Here is a 17,187-nt window from a genome sequence, read left to right on the forward strand (position 1 = left end):
TGGTCACGTGTTACTCACCCGTTCGCCACTCTATCCACGCCCGAAGGCGTCTTACTCGTTCGACTTGCATGTGTTAGGCGCGCCGCCAGCGTTCATCCTGAGCCAGGATCAAACTCTCCGTGGAAAGCTGAAGAGCCCTAAGGCTCCTCGAATCCTAGTTAAATAAAAATTGAATCAGGGTCCATATGATTGCTTCGGGGCCCATGCCCCGAAGCCCTGTCTGGCTTCGTAAAATTCCATCCACAGTATCCGGTTCTCAAGGTTCCCGGCGGGGCCTGCGGCCCGCCGTGCGCTTCGCGTTCCCGCTTGGCGCAGGAATGTATATTACGGACTTGAACTCATAGGGTCAAGGATTAATTTACTTTTTGGTCGAAAAGTTTTTGCATACGTCTGATTTACTGTAGGCACTTCTTTTGTTTTACCTGGTAAATCGCATTAGTTACTCTTCCCCGCCTTGCTTCTTAAGATGTGAACACCTCTTCATAAGTCCTCTATCGCCTTCGATACGCCAAGCAAATGGGGTTCGGATGCACAAACTACGTCTCCCCTTCTAGGAAGTTCGCCTGTCGTACGGGAGCAAGCCTTTGGAATCGAGCCTCGCTTTTGGCGACCACGCGCCTTCGCTTCTTTTGCCGCGCTCTATAAATATGGCTGACACCCTCTTCGGCGCCAGCCATATTCTTGCTTTGTATATCTTTATATATGTCGCTCTTCGAGCCGTGCGTTCACGCCTCTTCTATTGAGTGTTAGACATAGAACAGAATGTCATCATACGTGGGCACCGGCCAGTAGTCGGCGGCAACGAGCTCCTCCATGGCATCGACCGCGGTACGCAAGGTTGCCATTGCAGGGACAACCTCATGAGCGTAGCAGTTCGCTTCTTCCTGAGGATCGTCGATGGCCTCTGCCTTCTGATGCACAGCATCGAGCGCCTTAATGGAATCGTTGATGGTCGTGATTCCATTGCACAACTTGTTGAGCGTATTGAGCTCGCACTGCATGGCGCTTTCGATCCCCACGCCCTTTACCGTCTCGAGGCCCTTGGCAACTTTGGTCGCATAGGCGCTGATGACCGGTCGATAAGTGCGGCGCGCTTCGCGAATCATCGTCGTTGCCTCAATATTGAGCAGCTTCGTGTACTTCTCAAGCTTCACCTCATAGCGGCTGCGCACCTCGACTTCAGTGAGCACGCCGAGGCTCGTAAACAAATCGATGCTCTTGTCGGAAACGAAGCACGGCATCGCATCGGCCGTGGTCTTGTAGTTGCACAGGCCACGCTTCTCGGCTTCAACATGCCATTCGTCGGCGTAACCATTGCCCGAGAACAGAATGCGCTTGTGCTCGTTGAGCACCTTCTTGCAGTACGCAAGCGCCGCCTCGCCGAATTCTTCGACAGGAACGTCTTCGAGGGCGTCGGCGAATTTCTTGAGCGATTTTGCCACGGCACAGTCAAGCACCATGTTGCAGTCGGACGGATTGGCTTCAGAGCCGAGCGCGCGGAATTCGAACTTGTTGCCCGTGAAAGCAAAGGGGCTCGTGCGATTGCGGTCGGTGTTGTCCTGCTTAATCTTCGGCAGCACATCGGCACCCAAGTCGAGCATGCCGTGCTTCGCGTGCACGGAAGCTTTGCCGTCGGCGATTTTCTCGACCACTTCGGTGAGCGCATCGCCCAAGAAGATGGAGATAATCGCCGGAGGAGCCTCGTTCGCGCCCAAACGGTGATCGTTGCCGCAGCTCGCAACGCTCATGCGCAGCAAATCCTGATAGTCGTCAACCGCTTCGATGACAGAGGTGAGGAACACGACGAACTGCAGGTTGTCTGCAGGGGTCTCGCCCGGATCGAGCAGATTCTCGGATTCGGTGCCAATGGACCAGTTGTTGTGCTTGCCCGAACCGTTGATGCCTTCGAAAGGCTTCTCATGAAGCAGGCACACCAAACCGTGACGAGAAGCGAGCAGCTTCATCTTCTCCATCATGACGAGGTTGTTGTCAATCGCCTCATTGACTTCGGCGTAAACCGGCGCGAGTTCGTGCTGGCACGGAGCGACCTCGTTATGCTTGGTCTTGGCGGGAATTCCGAGCGCCCACAGCTCATCGTCGAGGTCTTTCATGAAAGCGGAAACCGTGGGACGAATAGCGCCGAAATAATGCTCCTCAAGCTCCTGGCCCTTGCACGGCGTATTGCCGAACAGCGTGCGGCCGGTAATCACGAGATCTTTGCGGCGAGCATAGTCTTCTTTCTTGATAAGGAAGTACTCCTGCTCGTTGCCCACGGAAGGAACGACCTTTTTCGGGGTTTTGCCGAACAACGCCAGCACGCGCTTGGCTTCGCGATCGAGCGCGGTGATGGAACGCAGAAGCGGCGTTTTCTTATCGAGCGCTTCGCCGGTATACGAGCAGAATGCCGTAGGAATGCAGAGAACTTCGTCTTTGATGAACGCGGGGCTCGTGGGATCCCATGCGGAATAACCGCGTGCCTCGAAGGTCGCACGCAGGCCGCCATTGGGGAAGCTCGATGCATCGGGCTCGCCCTGGATGAGCTCTTTGCCCGAGAACTTCTCGATTGCCGTGCCGTCGTGATTCGGCTCAAGGAAGCTGTCGTGCTTTTCGGACGTGATGCCAGAAAGCGGCTGGAACCAGTGCGCATAGTGCGTGGCACCGTGTTCGATGGCCCACGACTTCATCGCATGCGCAACCGCATTCGCCACATCGAGATCGAGAGATTCGCCATCTTCGATAGTCTTGTTGAGCTTCTTATATATGTCGGAAGGGAGATACTGCTTTCGCACGTGGTCGGAAAAAACCAGGGTGCCGAAACGCTCAGTAAGCTGGGACATACGGGCCTCCTCGCTTCGCGGCCGCTTGCGCGGCCACCTTTGCTTCTTGTGACCCTTCCACCTTATGGGCGCTGTGTTTCGCTTGGGTTACGCGGAAGTTTCGCTCTTTGAAACTTACGAGCCAGGCTTTTCGGATGGCGAAGGCGCGGGCACCCGCGGCACAAAGCTTCCCACTCCTGCGCACAGCGGAATCGACCGTGAATAAAGAAAGAGGCCAGCTTTCGCCGACCTCGTATTCGATGCTAGAGACCCATTGCCATAATGGCGACGGTGGGGATTCCCAGCGCCAACACCAAGATGATGCACACGACAACCGTGAAAATCTTCTTGGTGCGCTGCGCCGCCTCGCGACGCTTCTGCTCCTGCAGCTCGCGCTGTCGAGCAGCCTCAACCTTTGCAGCCTTCTGCTTGGCCGTAAGCTTTTGACCCATTCGTTAATCCCTCAGCTTTCCGCGAATCTGCATGCCGCGCTCGCGAGCCTCGGCGGGATTAATGAGCATTTCCCACTTATTGCCGCGCACGTCCCACTTGCTCCCGCGCTCGTAAACCGGCTTGCCGCCGACCATGGTGAACATGACGTCAGCCGCGGCGCCGCCCTCGACGACCGCCGTAACGGGATCGACGAGCGGAGTCTGACGCGAACCAGACAAATCGACCACCGTGATATCGGCGCGCTTGCCGGGCTCGAGGGTTCCGATCTCGTCTTCCATATGCAATGCACGGGCGCCGCCGATCGTGGCGAGCTCAAGCATGGTTTTCGCAGTAAGGAACACATCGCGATCGACCGAACGGTGGATGAGCATGCCCAGTCGCATCTCGATGAACATATCGGAAGAATCGGTCGCAGCGGGAGAGTCGGTGCCCAGGCCAACGCGAATGCCCGATTTAAGGAACGTGGGCAGCGGAGCCAAGCCCATGCCGAGCTGCGCGTTGCAGCGCGTATTCACCGAAATGGCCACGTCATGCTCTTTGAGCTTCGCGATGTCGTTGTCGTCCACGTGCACGCAATGCGCAGCAAGCACATCGTGGCTATTGAAAGCGTTCCAGTTGAGCGCATAGTTGACAGGCGTAACGCCCGTCGGGAGCCACATGGGGCGATCGGTAAGCGCATCGCCGCCCGTTTCGATGCCGCGCACCGACAAGGGCGTAGAGCCACGCATGATGTAGCTATATTCCTCATAGCTGCCAGCCACGTGTATCGCGACGGGAAGGTCGAGCTTTTCGGCGACCTCGTTCACTTTGCTGAAAATAGTGGGGTGGCATGCGTGCAGGGCCTTCGGCGCAATGCCGATTTGCATGCGGTCGGGATCGGCAACAGAGCGCCAACGCTCAATATCGGCAACAGCTTCTTCAATCGCAGTATCGACCTGCGATTTCGAAGTCGCGCCAACGCTGCGGTAGAACTTACCGCGCAAACCGACGTCTTGGGCCGCCTCAAACGACGCGCCCGTGCTCGTGAAGTCGGCAACCGTGGTTACGCCGCCGGCGATCATTTCCATGCCGCCGATAACCGCCGAATCGTAGCGGTCGTCGCGCGACATCATGTCGGCTTTGGCGTGCTCGGTCACAAGCCATTCGGCATAGGGCACATCGTGCACGATACCGCGCAGCGCGGTGTACTCGAGATGGGTATGGCAATCGACGAAACCCGGCATGATCGCGCTTCGACCGAAGTCACGCACTTCCTCCTGTGGATAGTGCGCCTTCATGCGCTGCGCGCCACCGACCTCCACGATTCTTCCGTCGCGGACGAGCACTGCGCCATCATCGATGGGCTCGCCTGCAATCGGGATGATATGTTCGGCACAGAGTAGCATGGTGAACATAATAGCATCATGGATTCGGCTATACTTTGCAGCCGAGCAAAATCACGGTACACGGCGAAAGTCGCCGCCGTTTTTTACTGAATGGAAACAAGCGCGCCGCTTTTTGCGACGCCCATGAGAAAGAGGACCTATGAGCAACGAAGCCCAGCGCGCCGAGGAGCGGGTGGTTGACACCGCCACCGGAGCCGAAGCGCCTGCCGAAATTTCGGAAGAGCGCGTGCAGCATATCTTCAGCAACATCGCGAAGCAATACGCGCGATTCAATGCAGTGTCGAGTTTCGGGCTTTTCAAGGGCTGGTTGCGCAAAACCGTCGACGCGGCAAACCTCACGCCCGAAAGCGACCTGCTCGACTTGGCGGGCGGCACGGGCGATGTGAGCTATATGGCGGCAAGCCGTCGCCCCCCGGCGCATATTCAGCTGACCGACTTCGTGCCCGAAATGCTCGACGTTGCCCGCGAACGCGAAGCCGCGGGTGCCGCATGCGGCGTTCCGATTGATTTCGAAGTTGTCGACGCGCAAGAGATTCCTTACGCCGACAATTCATACGACGCTGTGACCATGGCCTATGGCATTCGCAACATCCCCGACCGCATGAAGGCGCTGCGCGAGGCGCACCGCGTGCTCAAACCCGGCGGAACGTTCGCCTGCCTGGAATTCTCGACCCCGCCGAACGCGGCATGGCGCTTCCTGTACCACATTTATTTAAAGGTCATGATTCCGTTCTGGGGGCAAGTATTCACGCACGATCGTCCGAGCTTTGTGTACTTGGCCGACTCGATTCGCGCGTTCCCCGATCAGGAGCACTACGCCCAAATGCTGCGCGATGCAGGATTCAGCGACGTGAGCTGGAAGAACTACGCCGGCGGCATCGTGGCGGTACATACCGGGAGGAAATAACCAACCTGGACTTGACCGGAGGACATGCGCTTCCGCTTCGGTCAAGCCCCGTTCGCGACGAAGGCGCCACTGACGCCTTTTGCTTGTGCGGAATCTATCGGAACCGCACGACCCCCGACCAAGCCACGACACCTTCTCCCTTGGGCCGCGAAACGCCCCGCCAAAGGGGGAAGGCATTCAAATTTGCGTTTCATTTCAAAAACGAGACACCGCCAGGCGCACGCATAGCAAAGCGGCGGCGAGCCGTGGCCTTTGGCAAGGCGTTTGCGGCCCAAGGGAGAGGCGAAGGTAGATTTACTAGAAAAGCCCGCTCGGTTGAGCGGGCTTTGTTTTTGGAGGACGTGTTTGACGTGCCTTATTCCGCACCTTCGGCATCGAAAAGCGCATCGATGGAAACGGGGGCAGCCCCGCCGCCGACCAAGTTGCCACCAAATTGTGCGAGCAGGCGTTTCGCCGCGGCAATATCGACCAGGCGCTCCGCGTGGGTCGACATATTGCGAACGCGCGCCTTGCCTTGCGCGAGTTCGTCGGGGCCGAGCACGATAACCGCGCGAACCCCGAGCTTGTCGGCCATCTTGAACTGGCTCTTCAGGCTCTTGCCCTGGTGGTCCATCTCAACCGAAAGCCCAGCATCGCGGGCAACGCACACCAAATCGAAGGCCGTGGCGCGCACCGACGAGTCAACGCAGGCAATATAGCCATCAACGCGCTTCGGGGAATCGGCAAGCGTGCCAGCCGCTTCAAGGGCGAGCACCATGCGCTCAAAGCCAAGGGCAAAGCCGAGGCCCGGCGTGGGACGGCCACCCTCGATTTCGGCGAGCTTGTCGTAGCGACCGCCGCCACCGATAGCGCTCTGGGAACCCATGCCTTCAACAACCTGCACCTCAAACACCGTACGGGTGTAGTAGTCGAGGCCGCGCACAAGCGTGGGGTCTTCGATGTATTTCACGCCAGCGGCATCGAGCAGCGCCTTGACCTGCTCATAATGCTCGCGGCAATCGTCGCAAAGATGGTCGGTGATTTTCGGAGCATTCTCCATCACGTGCGCGCACGCCTCGTTTTTGCAGTCGAACGCACGCAGCGGATTCGTGTCGGCGCGGCGGCGGCACTCTTCGCACATCTCGCCTTCGTGGTCCAAAATGAACTGGCGCACCGATTCGCGATATGCGGGACGGCAGTTGTCATCGCCCATGGAGTTGATAAGCAGACGCGTTTTCTCCATAGGCACGCCCATCTTCTCGAAGAAGCGCATGAGCATGATGATCATTTCGGCATCGGCCGTGGGCTCCGTAGAGCCGAGACACTCGGCGCCGATCTGGTGGAACTGACGCAGGCGGCCCTTCTGGGGACGCTCGGCGCGAAACATGGGACCGGCATAGAACAACTTTGCAGGAGCGGCGCCCTGCTCAACGAGATTGTGCTGAACGACGGCGCGCACAACGCCCGCCGTGCCCTCGGGGCGAAGCGAAAGCTTCTGCTTCGACTTCAGCTTGGAATCGTCGCCTTCAGCAAGCGCGCGCTTGTAGTTCTCGCCGCTGCGCACGACGAACATTTCCTTGCCCACCACATCGGTCGCTTCGCCAATGCCGTGCGTAAACACATCGGTGATCTCGAAAAGCGGCGTGTAAATGGGCTCGTAGCCATACGTGCCAAACAGCTTTGCCGCAGAATCGACCGTTGAGCGCCACAGGCGCGCAACAGCGGGAAGCATGTCGGCAGTTCCCTCGGGTGCGTTATATGCCATGAAATATCCTTCGTCGTGCAGGTGTTTCCTGAAAAAAGGATTGTATCACCACCCTGTCGCACGTCGCATATTCCCCGAAACGCTACCGCGAAAGAACACGCATCACGGTTGGTTATTTGCGGCCGTACTGCTCACGGCCAGTTTGGGTGCCGCGAGCATCGCGAAGGTGGGCCACTACCTCGTGGGTGCAGCCGTCGTTTTTGCAGCGGTCGATTTCGGCGAGAGATGCCTCGTCGAACGAATCGCGCATCGCGCGGGCACCACGACGAGCCTCGGCTCCATCGTGGGTCACGTTTTCGCCATCGGCGGGCAGCGCGACGAACGCCACGCCTGCACTTGCGCTGCGACGGGCCTCGGTGAGCAGCAGCAGGAAGCCGACAACGCCCGCGACCGTCGAGGCCAAAAGAACCGCGGCCTTTGCCGTAGTAACCGCGAGCTCGGAATCGTAGGCGAGATTCGCCACGAAAATCGCCATGGTGAAGCCCACGCCACCCAACACCGCGGCACCGGCCATGTGGCGCCAGTTCACGTTTTCGGGCAAGTTGGCAACTTTCAGCTTTACGACGATGAAACTGAACAGAAGGATGCCCACGGGCTTGCCGATGAGCAGGCCGAAGAACACGCCGAAGAAGACAGGGCTCGTGAATACGGCGCCCATATCGGCGCCAACAAGGGCAACATCGGCGTTCGTGAGGGCGAAGAGCGGCAAAATGGCGAAGTACACCCACGGGTACAGCTTGTGCTCAAGGCGCGTAGCAGGCGGAATGACCAGGCGCGACACCGACGAGAGATTGCTCACGTTGCGAATGTAGTCTTTCTGGCCAAGCACCGGCTCATTGGGGTCGAACGCGTTTTCCGCTTGGCGAATTTTCTTATCGGACCAGGCGACGAATCCTTTCAGGTTAACGCGCGAACCCGACGGAATGGTGAATGCGAGCAGCACGCCAGCGATGGTCGAATGAACGCCGCTCGAGAAAACACAGAACCACAGCACCACGCCCAGCGCAAGGTAGGGCGCGAGCGAGTACACATGCGACTTGTTGAGCGCGACGAGGGCCAACATAACCACGGCGGCTGCCGCAAGCCACATGAAATCGGGCGTGTGTCCATAAAACACAGCGATCACGATAATGGCGATGATGTCGTCGGCCACGGCAAGCGTGGAGAGGAACACCTTCACGCCAACAGGAATGCGATTGCCCAAAAGCGCCATGATGCCAAGCGCGAAAGCGATGTCGGTCGCGGTGGGAACGCCCCAACCGCCAAGCGTTTCGGGGCTTTGGAAATTGAAAACCGCGTAAATGGCAATAGGCGCGAGCACGCCGCCGCATGCCGCGACAATGGGCAAAATGGCCTGGCGAATATTCGTGAGCTCGCCCACGGTCATCTCGTATTTGATTTCCAAACCCACGAGCAGGAAAAACACCGCCATGAGAATGTCGTTGATGATGTGCGCGATCGACATGGTCGAAATCGAATCGCCCACCACGAAGCCGATCTGCATATGAATGAGATGCTCGAATTGCCCATAGATGCCCGAATTCGCGATGGCGAGCGCAGCGATAGCGGCAAGCAGCATAACGCCCGCCGCTTTCGTGGCCGAATGGGTAAGCTCGATGACTTTGGTATATCGGGCCTGATGACCTTGCACCTCCTCAATGAAAAGGGGCTGGTCGGCGTTATGGGGCGAGGCGTTGTTTGCCATGCTGCTCCAATCTGGATTTTTCCGTTTTCGAAGACAGGGTTTTTCAAAAGCAACGAAAGCATTATTTTTCGGAAGCAGTATTATAGCCGCAGCATTCGCGGGGAACCGCTCGGACGTTGCCCAGCCGTTGCCCCGCGCCACGAAATATGCGCGAGAGGGGAACGCATGCAGGCAGAATCGGTCTTTATAAGCGAAAACGTGTTCACGGGCACGAGCGACGAGGCTCTCCCCTTGGCGGTTTGCGTACGAGGCGGGCTTATTTGCGCCGTGGTGCCGAAGGGCGAAGCGGAAGCATTCATCGGCCCTTCCACACGCGTGGAAGATTTTGGCGACGCGTTCCTGTGCGCCGGCTTCCACGACGCGCACGTGCATGCATTCCATTCGGCACTGTATTCGAGCCCTTTAGCCGAAATGTTTTTGGGCGAATCGGAAGCCGACTGCGTCGCTCGGCTTGCTCCCCTTGCCGAGCGCAAGCCCCATGGCTGGCTTTTGGCGCAAGGGTGGCGCGAGTACCGCTGGAACCCGCCCGTGCTGCCGAGCAAGGCCTCGCTTGACGCCGCCTTCCCCAACCGCCCCGTCGCCCTGTACTCCGGCGACGCCCACACCCTGTGGCTGAACTCGTGCGCGCTGCGCGAGCTGGGAATTTCGCGCGAGAGCATACCGCCAGCCGGCGGCAGCTACGACGTCGATGAAGAAGGCGAGCTCACGGGCATCGTGCGCGAAGCCGCGGCCATGGCGCTCATGCCGCGCATTATGGCCACGTTTTCTGACGATGAGATTCTTGGCGCCTATCAGGGATTCCTCGCGAGGCTTGCAAGCCTCGGCATCACAAGCATCTGCGATATGGCGCTTTCCGCCGAACCCGGGCTCGATTTCGTGCGGGACGACATCTATCGCACGCTCGAGGGCCGCGGCCAGCTCACGTGCCGCGCGCACCTCTTCCCCACGCTCACGCGCGACGTTTCTCGTTTCGAAAGCATGCGCGACGAGTTGCGCGGACCTTTGGTGCAGGCGCGCGGATTCAAGCAATTCTTCGACGGCGTTTCGAGCCAGCATACCGCCTGGCTCGCCGAGCCCTACACCAATGCGCATTTTGAAGGCGATTGCGGACGCCCCACGGTGGAGCCCGCGCTCATGCGCGATTACGTGATGGAGGCGGCGCGCCGCGGGTTCGCCGTACGCATTCACGCCATCGGCGATGAGGCCATTACGCAGGCGATCGACATTTTTGAAAAGGCGAACGCGCGATTCGGCGCCCCCGCGATCGGCCATCACTGCATTGAGCACCTGGAGAATATGAAAGAGCCTGACATCGCGCGGCTCGCGAAAGCGGGAGTCGTGGCGTCGGTTCAGCCGCCGCACATCACGCTCGATCCGGGTGGCCCGGAGCGAGATTTGGGCGATGATCGCTGCAAAGTGATGTGGCCGTTCGCATCGTTTTTGCGCAAAGGCGCCGCGCTCGCATTCGGCACCGATTCGCCCGTCGTGGACGTGAATCCGTGGCCGGGCATTTATACAGCCGTCACCAGGCAAGACGCGAAAACGCACGAACCGAAGGGCGGGTGGCTTGCGAGCGAGCGCATTTCCGCCGCCGATGCAATTCGCGCCTATACAGCGGGAGCCGCCGCTGCCGCAGGACGCGAAAACGAAATGGGGAAACTCGCAGCGGGCATGTGGGCCGACATCGCCGCGTTCGACCGCAACCCGCTCGTCGACGCCGAACAGTGCCCCGAGCTCATGCTCGAAACGCACGCGATCGCGACGTTTTTAGCGGGTCGCCCTGTGTTCGATTCGCGTAAAGCGTAAGACACGCCCGGGTGCGTTATACGGGGCGCATAGACACGCCCCGCCGCGTGGACGCAGGTCGCGTCACGAGATGGCAACGCCTCGCCGTTTTAACCCGACAAGTGCGCTACCATATGAGCCAGAAAGCGAGTTCATTCGCTAGGGATTCGGCTCGTTTGAGCCCCCGCGTGCGGCGCCGCCATCGCCGCAAAATCGCTCGAGTGGGGAATTAAGGCTCGAGCGCACAAGGGAAAGGATGGTAAATCATGGAAGTCACTGTCATCGGTCGCAAAGTCACCGTCACCGACGCGCTCAACGACTACGCCGTTGAGAAAATCGGCAATGCGATGAAGGTTCTGAGCATCGACATTCCGAAGGCTGAAGTCGTTCTGCGTGTCGAGAAAAACCGCGCGGTTCCTTGCATCTGCGAAGTGACCATTCGCCCGAAGGGCCACACCATTCACGTGGAAGAGCACGAGGAAGACATGTACGCCGCCATCGACGTTGCCGCCGCAAAGGTGCTGCGTCAGCTGCGCAAGTACAAGACTCGCGTCATCGACTACCGCATGCGTGAGACCTTGAAGGTCGACCAGGTGATCGAGCCCACCGGCGCTTCGCTCGATGAGCTCATGGCCGAGCTTTCCGCCGACGACGAAGTCGTACGCGTGAAGGAAATCGAGTTCACGCCCATGACCGAGGAAGAGGCCATGATCCAGATCGATCTTCTGGGTCACGACTTCTTGGTGTACACCGATCGCGACACCAGCGAGGTCAACGTGATGTATCGCCGCACCGAAGGCGGCTATGGCCTGTTGAAGCCGAAGGCCGAATAACTTGCCATCCAACCCTTGGAGGCGGAAGGCCCCTGGAGTTCGCTCCGGGGGCCTTCCGTTTTATTTTGCAAGAAACTGCACGAAGTGCGTACCCTAATGCCCGATTGTCGTCAGCACACGGCAAAACCGTTCGTAAAACACCTGTTCACCGAACCGGCAAAAGAAATTATTAGAGCAGGGGTACGCACTTCGCGCGATTTTATGCAAAAACGGAATGCATTAAATGCTCTGAGCATCTACACACCAAGCAACCTTCAATCTTAGAATCGCGATATGCGCAGATGAATCCCTAGGCGACGAGAAAGCCCCTGACCTTAGTTTATAAAACTCCAGGTTAGGGGCTTTCTAATTTGCGAGTACTCGGGTAACTGCGTAATTATCTGCGCATATCGCGATTCTAAGATGCAGACGCCAAAGTTCTGACGCGCGACAAAGCAGCACGATACTCTAGCCTAATCGTCGTAGCGGTTGAGGAACGCCTTCGTGCGGTTGTGCTGAGGGTTGTTGATGACTTGCTCAGCCGGGCCCTCTTCGACAATGACGCCATCATCCATGAACACAATGCGATCGGCGACATCACGCGCGAACGACATCTCATGCGTCACGATGACCATAGTCATGTGCTCAGCGGCGAGCTGCTTGATGACCTTCAACACCTCAGCGGTAAGCTCAGGGTCGAGCGCGCTGGTGGGCTCGTCGAAGAACACGATATCGGGGTTCAGGCACAGCGCGCGAGCGATAGAAACGCGTTGCTGCTGGCCGCCCGAAAGCTCGCAAGGAACCTTGCTCTCGTTGCCTTCGAGGCCCATTTTCGCGATGAGCTCGCGGGCTTGGCGTTCGACATCGGCCTTGTCGCGCTTCTGCACGGCGATGGGCGCATCCATGATGTTTTTGAGCACTGTGTAATGCGGGAACAAGTTGTAGTTCTGAAACACAAGGCCAAAGCGCGATTTCGCTGCGCGAAGCACGTCTTTTTTACCATAGACCGCCTTGCCATTCTGCATGGTAGCGACTTCAAGGTCGCCATAGGAAAGCTCGCCCGCATCGAACGTTTCGAGTAGCGTAGCGCAACGCAAAAGCGTCGATTTGCCGCCACCCGACGGCCCGATGATGGCGACAACCTCGCCCGGGTTCACCTCGAGCGAAATGTCTTTCAGCACCTCGGCATCGCCGAAGCTTTTCTTAATATGCGACAGACGCACGACTGGTTTCGCGGAATCGATCATGAAAACCTCCCAGGTTAGCCAAAAGTCAGCGAGCGGCAATCTGGGCGAGCAGATTGCCTTGAAAGAGGAGCGAAGCGTACTTCGGTACGCGAGCGACGATTGAAAAGCAAGATGCCGTCCGGATCATCGCGCGGCATCGAGCAGTTACGCCGTTCGCAGAACGGCGCAACTTTTAGTCGTGGTAGTAATCGAGCTTCTTCTCGATCCTATTCAACACAACCTCGACGATGAAGTTGAACACCCAGTAGAATACGGCCGCAAACACGAACGGCAGCATGCTGACCTGCGACGCGACAAGCGCCTTCGCCGTGGAGAACATCTCGGCCACGCCAATGGCAAATGCAAGCGAGGTGTCTTTCACCAGCGTGATGATTTCATTGCCCATTGCAGGCAAGATTCGCTTGATGACCTGCGGAAGCACGATTTTCATAAACGTCTGCACGCGCGAATAGCCCAGCACTTCGGCGGCTTCGTATTGGCCGCGTGGAATAGACTGAATGCCGCTGCGGTAGATTTCTGCGAAATACGCCGCGTAGTTGATGATGAACGCAACGATGGTCGCATTGAACTTGGAATCGGTGGACAAGTCCATGCCGAACAGGTAATACGGCGCGAAGTAGATGAAGAACATCTGCAGCATGAGCGGCGTGCCGCGCATGACGGAAATGTACAGGCGCATAAGCCATGCAAAGGGCTTGACGCGGCTCATGCGGCCAAGCGCAACCAGCACGCCAAGGGGCAACGAGCCCAAAAGCGTAAGGAAGAAAATCTGCAGGGTGACGACGAAGCCTTGACCCAGCATGGTGAGCATAGTGGAAATATCCACGGCAATCCTCTCTCTTAACAGCATGAATCGCGAACGGATTGCTCCGCCCGCGATTCCGCCACAAGGCGCCTTGCCAAACGCCTCGCATTTGTTTCAACCGATTCTATCTTATTTCAGAATCCAGTTCTCATAGCTCAGACCATAGTCGGCATATTTCTCGCACAGCTGCTTCACGGTGCCATCTTCATTCATGGCCTTCAGGGTGTCGGTGATCTTCTGCGCAAGCTCGGTGTTGCCCTTCTTCACGCCAACGGCGTAGTGCTCGCTGGAAAGCTCATCGGAAAGCAGAGTGTACACGCCGGGCTTAGCGGACATCTGGTACTGGGCGATGGACAAATCGCAAGCGACGGCGTCAAGATCAGCAACCGACTCGAGCTGCATGAATGCGGTGTTGTAATCGCCGATGGTCTCGAGCTGCGCGAATGTGGCTGCAAGATCAGCCCTATCGCCCTCGAGCACTTCCTGGGCAGCGGAGTCGGTCTGGGTGATGACGTTCTTGCCCGCAAGGTCGTCAAGGCTCTTGATGCCCGAGCTCGACTTCACAACAACAACCTGGGCATTCAGCATGTACGGGTCGGTGAAGGTGTAGTCGTCTTCGCGGCCCTCCATGGTGAAGCCGTTCCAAATGCAGTTGATAGCGCCGGAATTGAGCAGCGTGTCTTTCGCGTCCCAATCGATAGCCTCAAGCTGAATGTCCCAGCCATTGCGATTGGCAACCTCGGTGGCAAGGTCGAGGTCAAAGCCGGTGTAGTTGCCGTCGTTGCCGACGAAGCCGTACGGCGGATACGATTGGTCAAAGCCCACGATGAGCTTGGTGGTGTCGGAATTCGCGGAGTCTTTGGCGGCGTCGTTCGAACCGCAACCGGCGAGCATGCAGCCAGCAAGCGCGAGCGCTGCGGCGGCTGCCGCGATAAGGGACCATTTCTTCTTCATACGAAATACCTCTTCGACAATCTATCGTTCGCGACGGCTTACTGCCGGCGCCCTTCCCTTCTGGCAGTGTGGCGACTGCCCTTGGAGCACTTTAGCGTGCTAAAGTGCTTGATGCGAGAGATAGTTTAGCACGGCGGCGTACTAAAGCGCAAACGACGCAAATAACCACCGGCAAACGGCATATCACTCCATGAGAGTCGGTTTCGCAATCGACCTTCACCGCCATCTCACGTAATTTCGGCCCCTAAAGCACAAAAGCGCCCGACGAATGAGCTGCCTCCCAGTTCCTGGGCCGCACTCTTTGAGACAAGCTAATCGCCCAAACGGTATCCAAGCCCGCGCACCTCAAAACCATCAAGCCCGGGCATCATAATGTCAAGAATCACAAGATCGGGCTTCACATTGGTGAATTCCTCAAGCGCTTGACTGCCTGCCACTGCTTCCACGACGTATCTTTTATTACGCCCTAGAACCCTACCGACAGATATGCATCGTAGAAGGGGAAACGCGCCAACAAAGCCGCAATGATGACCACGGCACAGCCGATTACGGAAAACACCAGACCACGCGTGCGCGACGTTGCCAAGCGCAGACCATGCAGCTGAAATGCCAGACCGCATATTGCGAGCGCCGCATGAGCGGCAATAAGCCAGCCATAATTCGGGACGAGAGCCGAAGCAAGTGTTACGTTATTGCCGACGGTACCCAAGAAATTCATATGGCATACGAGCAGCAACGTGCCCGCAGCAAGCGCAGCCACAGCTATAAGCAAAAGCGCATAGGGCCACTTTCCCGCACGCACCCGAGCCGCCTGCAGCACCGTTGTGGCCAGCGCCGGGCCCGACAACAAAGCCGTCGCGCATAAATTGGCTGGTGTAAGCCACGTATCCCACGTAGGAACCGTGGCGATGGAATACGCGAACGATGTATGGAACAGCATGACAATCACACATACAATCGAAATCGCCAGCAGCCCATTCATCACAGACGCTTTCGGCTTTTCGCGGTAGGAATACATCCATGCCATTCCGGCGAAGAACAAAAACGCCACAGCCGACACCACTTCGTTAGAAAGCGGCGAACGCCCCAGCCCATTAATAGCGTGCAACGCGTTCGCCGGCGTGCCCAAATGCGTGGCCGACGCGATGAATCCAACCCAAGCAATAGCGAGGGGGATGAAAAGAAGGTGCGCCAGCACATCACGCCAATCTCGCGATTGCGAACGATTGACCAGCAGAAACGCCGCCAAGCAGGCAAACGCCACTGCGCCCGCAGGCGCAAGGGCCGTGAAAACAGCCAGCGAAGTAGCGCTGAATCCTCCGTCAAACACGCCTCGAATCCTTTCGTCCACATCCCGCAAAACATGCTAAACGCTCTGAGCATTGGCACGCTACGACGCCGATTCCGAGCGACGCCAAGCCGAATTCTCGGCATACGTTAACGATACAGCCTGCGATTGGCGGGCGTAATTCCCAATAGCATTTGCACGTCGGTAATCGTCGCGCGCGCAAGCTGCGCCAAACCTTTGTAGGTTGCAAGGCGAGCGTCGGCCAGCAACAAGTTGAAATAATGCCCCGCCCAGGGCAACATATGGTTGCCGAGCAATTCAGGAAGAAGCTCGCGTTTTTGCAATGCGACTTCGGCGGACAACACAAGGATGCGCCCTATTTGGTCTTCGGGAACGTGCTCGTCGTATTTGACGACCACATCATGCTCGCGCATCCAGGCGCGAAGCTCGACCCACGAGCAGCCATAGAGCACCTTGTCGCGATCCAAATAAACCGACCCCCATGGAGCAGCCGCCAAATGACCCGGCCCTACGAATAAGCGCTGATATTCCTGCGCAAGCGAAGCTTCGTCTTCGCTCAAGCCGTCTTCGATAAGCGACGCCGCCTGAGCGCGCATACTCGTTTCGCCGGTCGTGCCTTCTTCTGCTTCGGCATCGAACGGCCAGTCGGAAGCAACATCCATCGAGCGAATCGCCGCTAAAGCACGCATCGATGTCTCTTCTTTCGGCGAATAGGCAAAACACGTCCCCAGAAGCTTCGCCGTCGCAGCATATGCCTCGAGAAACTCTGCGTCGCCAAGCAAATCAAGTGTCCCATCCGCCTTCGCGCGCGAATATGATTTTTGTTGCACGTTCATGAGCGCCCCTCCAGCACAGCACTACGAATTTTCGTGATTATTCTCAATTTCCTGCGAGTTCGCAATAAAGCCATCGCCCATGCGCGTCGATTCGCCAGCCGGCGACAGCCTCATATACAAATTCGGGTTCGTGTATTCCGAAGAAGGCAACGGCACCACATCGCTCGTTGTGTCAGCGTGGCGCGCAAGCAAGTCGTCCACCTCGCCGAAGTCGAGCGCACGCAGAGGGCACGCTTCCACGCATATGGGAAGCTTGCCCTGCTCCACGCGGCTCGTACACCCATCGCACTTTGAGCTTTGATGCGCTTCGGGATCGATAGACGGGGCATGATACGGACACGCGATGGTGCAATATCCGCAACCGATGCATTTATGCGCGTCGACACATACCAGGCCGAGTTCGTTTTTATGCATGGCACCAGTAGGGCA

Annotated in this window: 15 protein-coding genes and 1 rRNA gene; 3 read left to right on the forward strand and 13 right to left on the reverse strand. The window is 57.9% G+C overall.

The window, feature by feature from the left end; genetic code table 11:
- The 4 genes from ACWI8T_RS03990 to ACWI8T_RS04005 all read right to left on the reverse strand — a co-directional run.
- Nucleotides 1–124 (reverse strand): 16S ribosomal RNA (locus ACWI8T_RS03990); the annotation flags it as partial.
- Between the two features lie 622 nt (nucleotides 125–746).
- Complete coding sequence (locus ACWI8T_RS03995; protein WP_449138020.1) at nucleotides 747–2,837, reverse strand: glutamine synthetase III family protein; 2,091 nt, start codon at nucleotides 2,835–2,837, stop codon at nucleotides 747–749.
- Between the two features lie 242 nt (nucleotides 2,838–3,079).
- Nucleotides 3,080–3,268, reverse strand: coding sequence for a CASC3 protein CASC3 (locus tag ACWI8T_RS04000; protein WP_288168852.1), 189 nt, complete (start codon nucleotides 3,266–3,268; stop codon nucleotides 3,080–3,082).
- A 3-nt stretch (nucleotides 3,269–3,271) separates the two neighbouring features.
- Nucleotides 3,272–4,654, reverse strand: a complete 1,383-nt coding sequence (locus tag ACWI8T_RS04005; RefSeq protein WP_449138031.1) for an amidohydrolase family protein — start codon at nucleotides 4,652–4,654, stop codon at nucleotides 3,272–3,274.
- 139 nt (nucleotides 4,655–4,793) lie between these two features.
- On the opposite strand from ACWI8T_RS04005, the gene ACWI8T_RS04010 reads away from it, so the two are divergent.
- The gene (locus ACWI8T_RS04010) at nucleotides 4,794–5,561 is read left to right on the forward strand and encodes a class I SAM-dependent methyltransferase (RefSeq protein ID WP_449138021.1); all 768 of its coding nucleotides are present in this window, start codon (nucleotides 4,794–4,796) and stop codon (nucleotides 5,559–5,561) included.
- A gap of 355 nt (nucleotides 5,562–5,916) precedes the next feature.
- Here the strand turns inward: ACWI8T_RS04010 and hisS are convergent, their stop codons facing one another.
- Together hisS and nhaA are read right to left on the reverse strand one after the other, a co-directional pair.
- Nucleotides 5,917–7,305: a histidine--tRNA ligase gene (hisS, locus tag ACWI8T_RS04015; RefSeq protein WP_449138022.1), complete on the reverse strand. Its 1,389-nt coding sequence runs from the start codon at nucleotides 7,303–7,305 to the stop codon at nucleotides 5,917–5,919.
- 112 nt (nucleotides 7,306–7,417) lie between these two features.
- The gene (nhaA, locus tag ACWI8T_RS04020) at nucleotides 7,418–9,010 is read right to left on the reverse strand and encodes a Na+/H+ antiporter NhaA (protein ID WP_449138023.1); all 1,593 of its coding nucleotides are present in this window, start codon (nucleotides 9,008–9,010) and stop codon (nucleotides 7,418–7,420) included.
- Between the two features lie 165 nt (nucleotides 9,011–9,175).
- Between nhaA and ACWI8T_RS04025 the strand changes: the two genes are divergently transcribed.
- Nucleotides 9,176–10,816 (forward strand): amidohydrolase, encoded by a 1,641-nt coding sequence (locus tag ACWI8T_RS04025; protein WP_449138024.1) that lies wholly within the window; start codon nucleotides 9,176–9,178, stop codon nucleotides 10,814–10,816.
- Between the two features lie 245 nt (nucleotides 10,817–11,061).
- Nucleotides 11,062–11,628 carry a ribosome hibernation-promoting factor, HPF/YfiA family gene (hpf, locus tag ACWI8T_RS04030; protein WP_449138025.1) on the forward strand — a complete coding sequence of 189 codons (567 nt, stop codon included), beginning with the start codon at nucleotides 11,062–11,064 and terminating at the stop codon, nucleotides 11,626–11,628.
- A 452-nt stretch (nucleotides 11,629–12,080) separates the two neighbouring features.
- Here the strand turns inward: hpf and ACWI8T_RS04035 are convergent, their stop codons facing one another.
- The 7 genes from ACWI8T_RS04035 to ACWI8T_RS04065 form a co-directional block, all read right to left on the reverse strand.
- A complete protein-coding gene (locus tag ACWI8T_RS04035; RefSeq protein WP_449138026.1) occupies nucleotides 12,081–12,854 on the reverse strand; it encodes an amino acid ABC transporter ATP-binding protein in 774 nt (257 codons plus the stop codon).
- Between the two features lie 172 nt (nucleotides 12,855–13,026).
- The gene (locus ACWI8T_RS04040) at nucleotides 13,027–13,665 is read right to left on the reverse strand and encodes an amino acid ABC transporter permease (RefSeq protein WP_449138032.1); all 639 of its coding nucleotides are present in this window, start codon (nucleotides 13,663–13,665) and stop codon (nucleotides 13,027–13,029) included.
- Between the two features lie 123 nt (nucleotides 13,666–13,788).
- Nucleotides 13,789–14,613, reverse strand: a complete 825-nt coding sequence (locus tag ACWI8T_RS04045) for a transporter substrate-binding domain-containing protein (protein ID WP_418949972.1) — start codon at nucleotides 14,611–14,613, stop codon at nucleotides 13,789–13,791.
- A 311-nt stretch (nucleotides 14,614–14,924) separates the two neighbouring features.
- The gene (locus tag ACWI8T_RS04050) at nucleotides 14,925–15,059 is read right to left on the reverse strand and encodes a response regulator (RefSeq protein WP_449138027.1); all 135 of its coding nucleotides are present in this window, start codon (nucleotides 15,057–15,059) and stop codon (nucleotides 14,925–14,927) included.
- 20 nt (nucleotides 15,060–15,079) lie between these two features.
- Nucleotides 15,080–15,943, reverse strand: a complete 864-nt coding sequence (locus ACWI8T_RS04055; protein ID WP_449138028.1) for a dimethyl sulfoxide reductase anchor subunit family protein — start codon at nucleotides 15,941–15,943, stop codon at nucleotides 15,080–15,082.
- A 107-nt stretch (nucleotides 15,944–16,050) separates the two neighbouring features.
- Nucleotides 16,051–16,758 carry a Tat proofreading chaperone DmsD gene (gene dmsD / locus ACWI8T_RS04060; protein ID WP_449138029.1) on the reverse strand — a complete coding sequence of 236 codons (708 nt, stop codon included), beginning with the start codon at nucleotides 16,756–16,758 and terminating at the stop codon, nucleotides 16,051–16,053.
- Between the two features lie 21 nt (nucleotides 16,759–16,779).
- A partial coding sequence (locus tag ACWI8T_RS04065; protein ID WP_449138030.1) for a 4Fe-4S dicluster domain-containing protein occupies nucleotides 16,780–17,187 on the reverse strand: 408 nt, incomplete at its 5' end.

The organism is Slackia sp. (assembly GCF_977041755.1).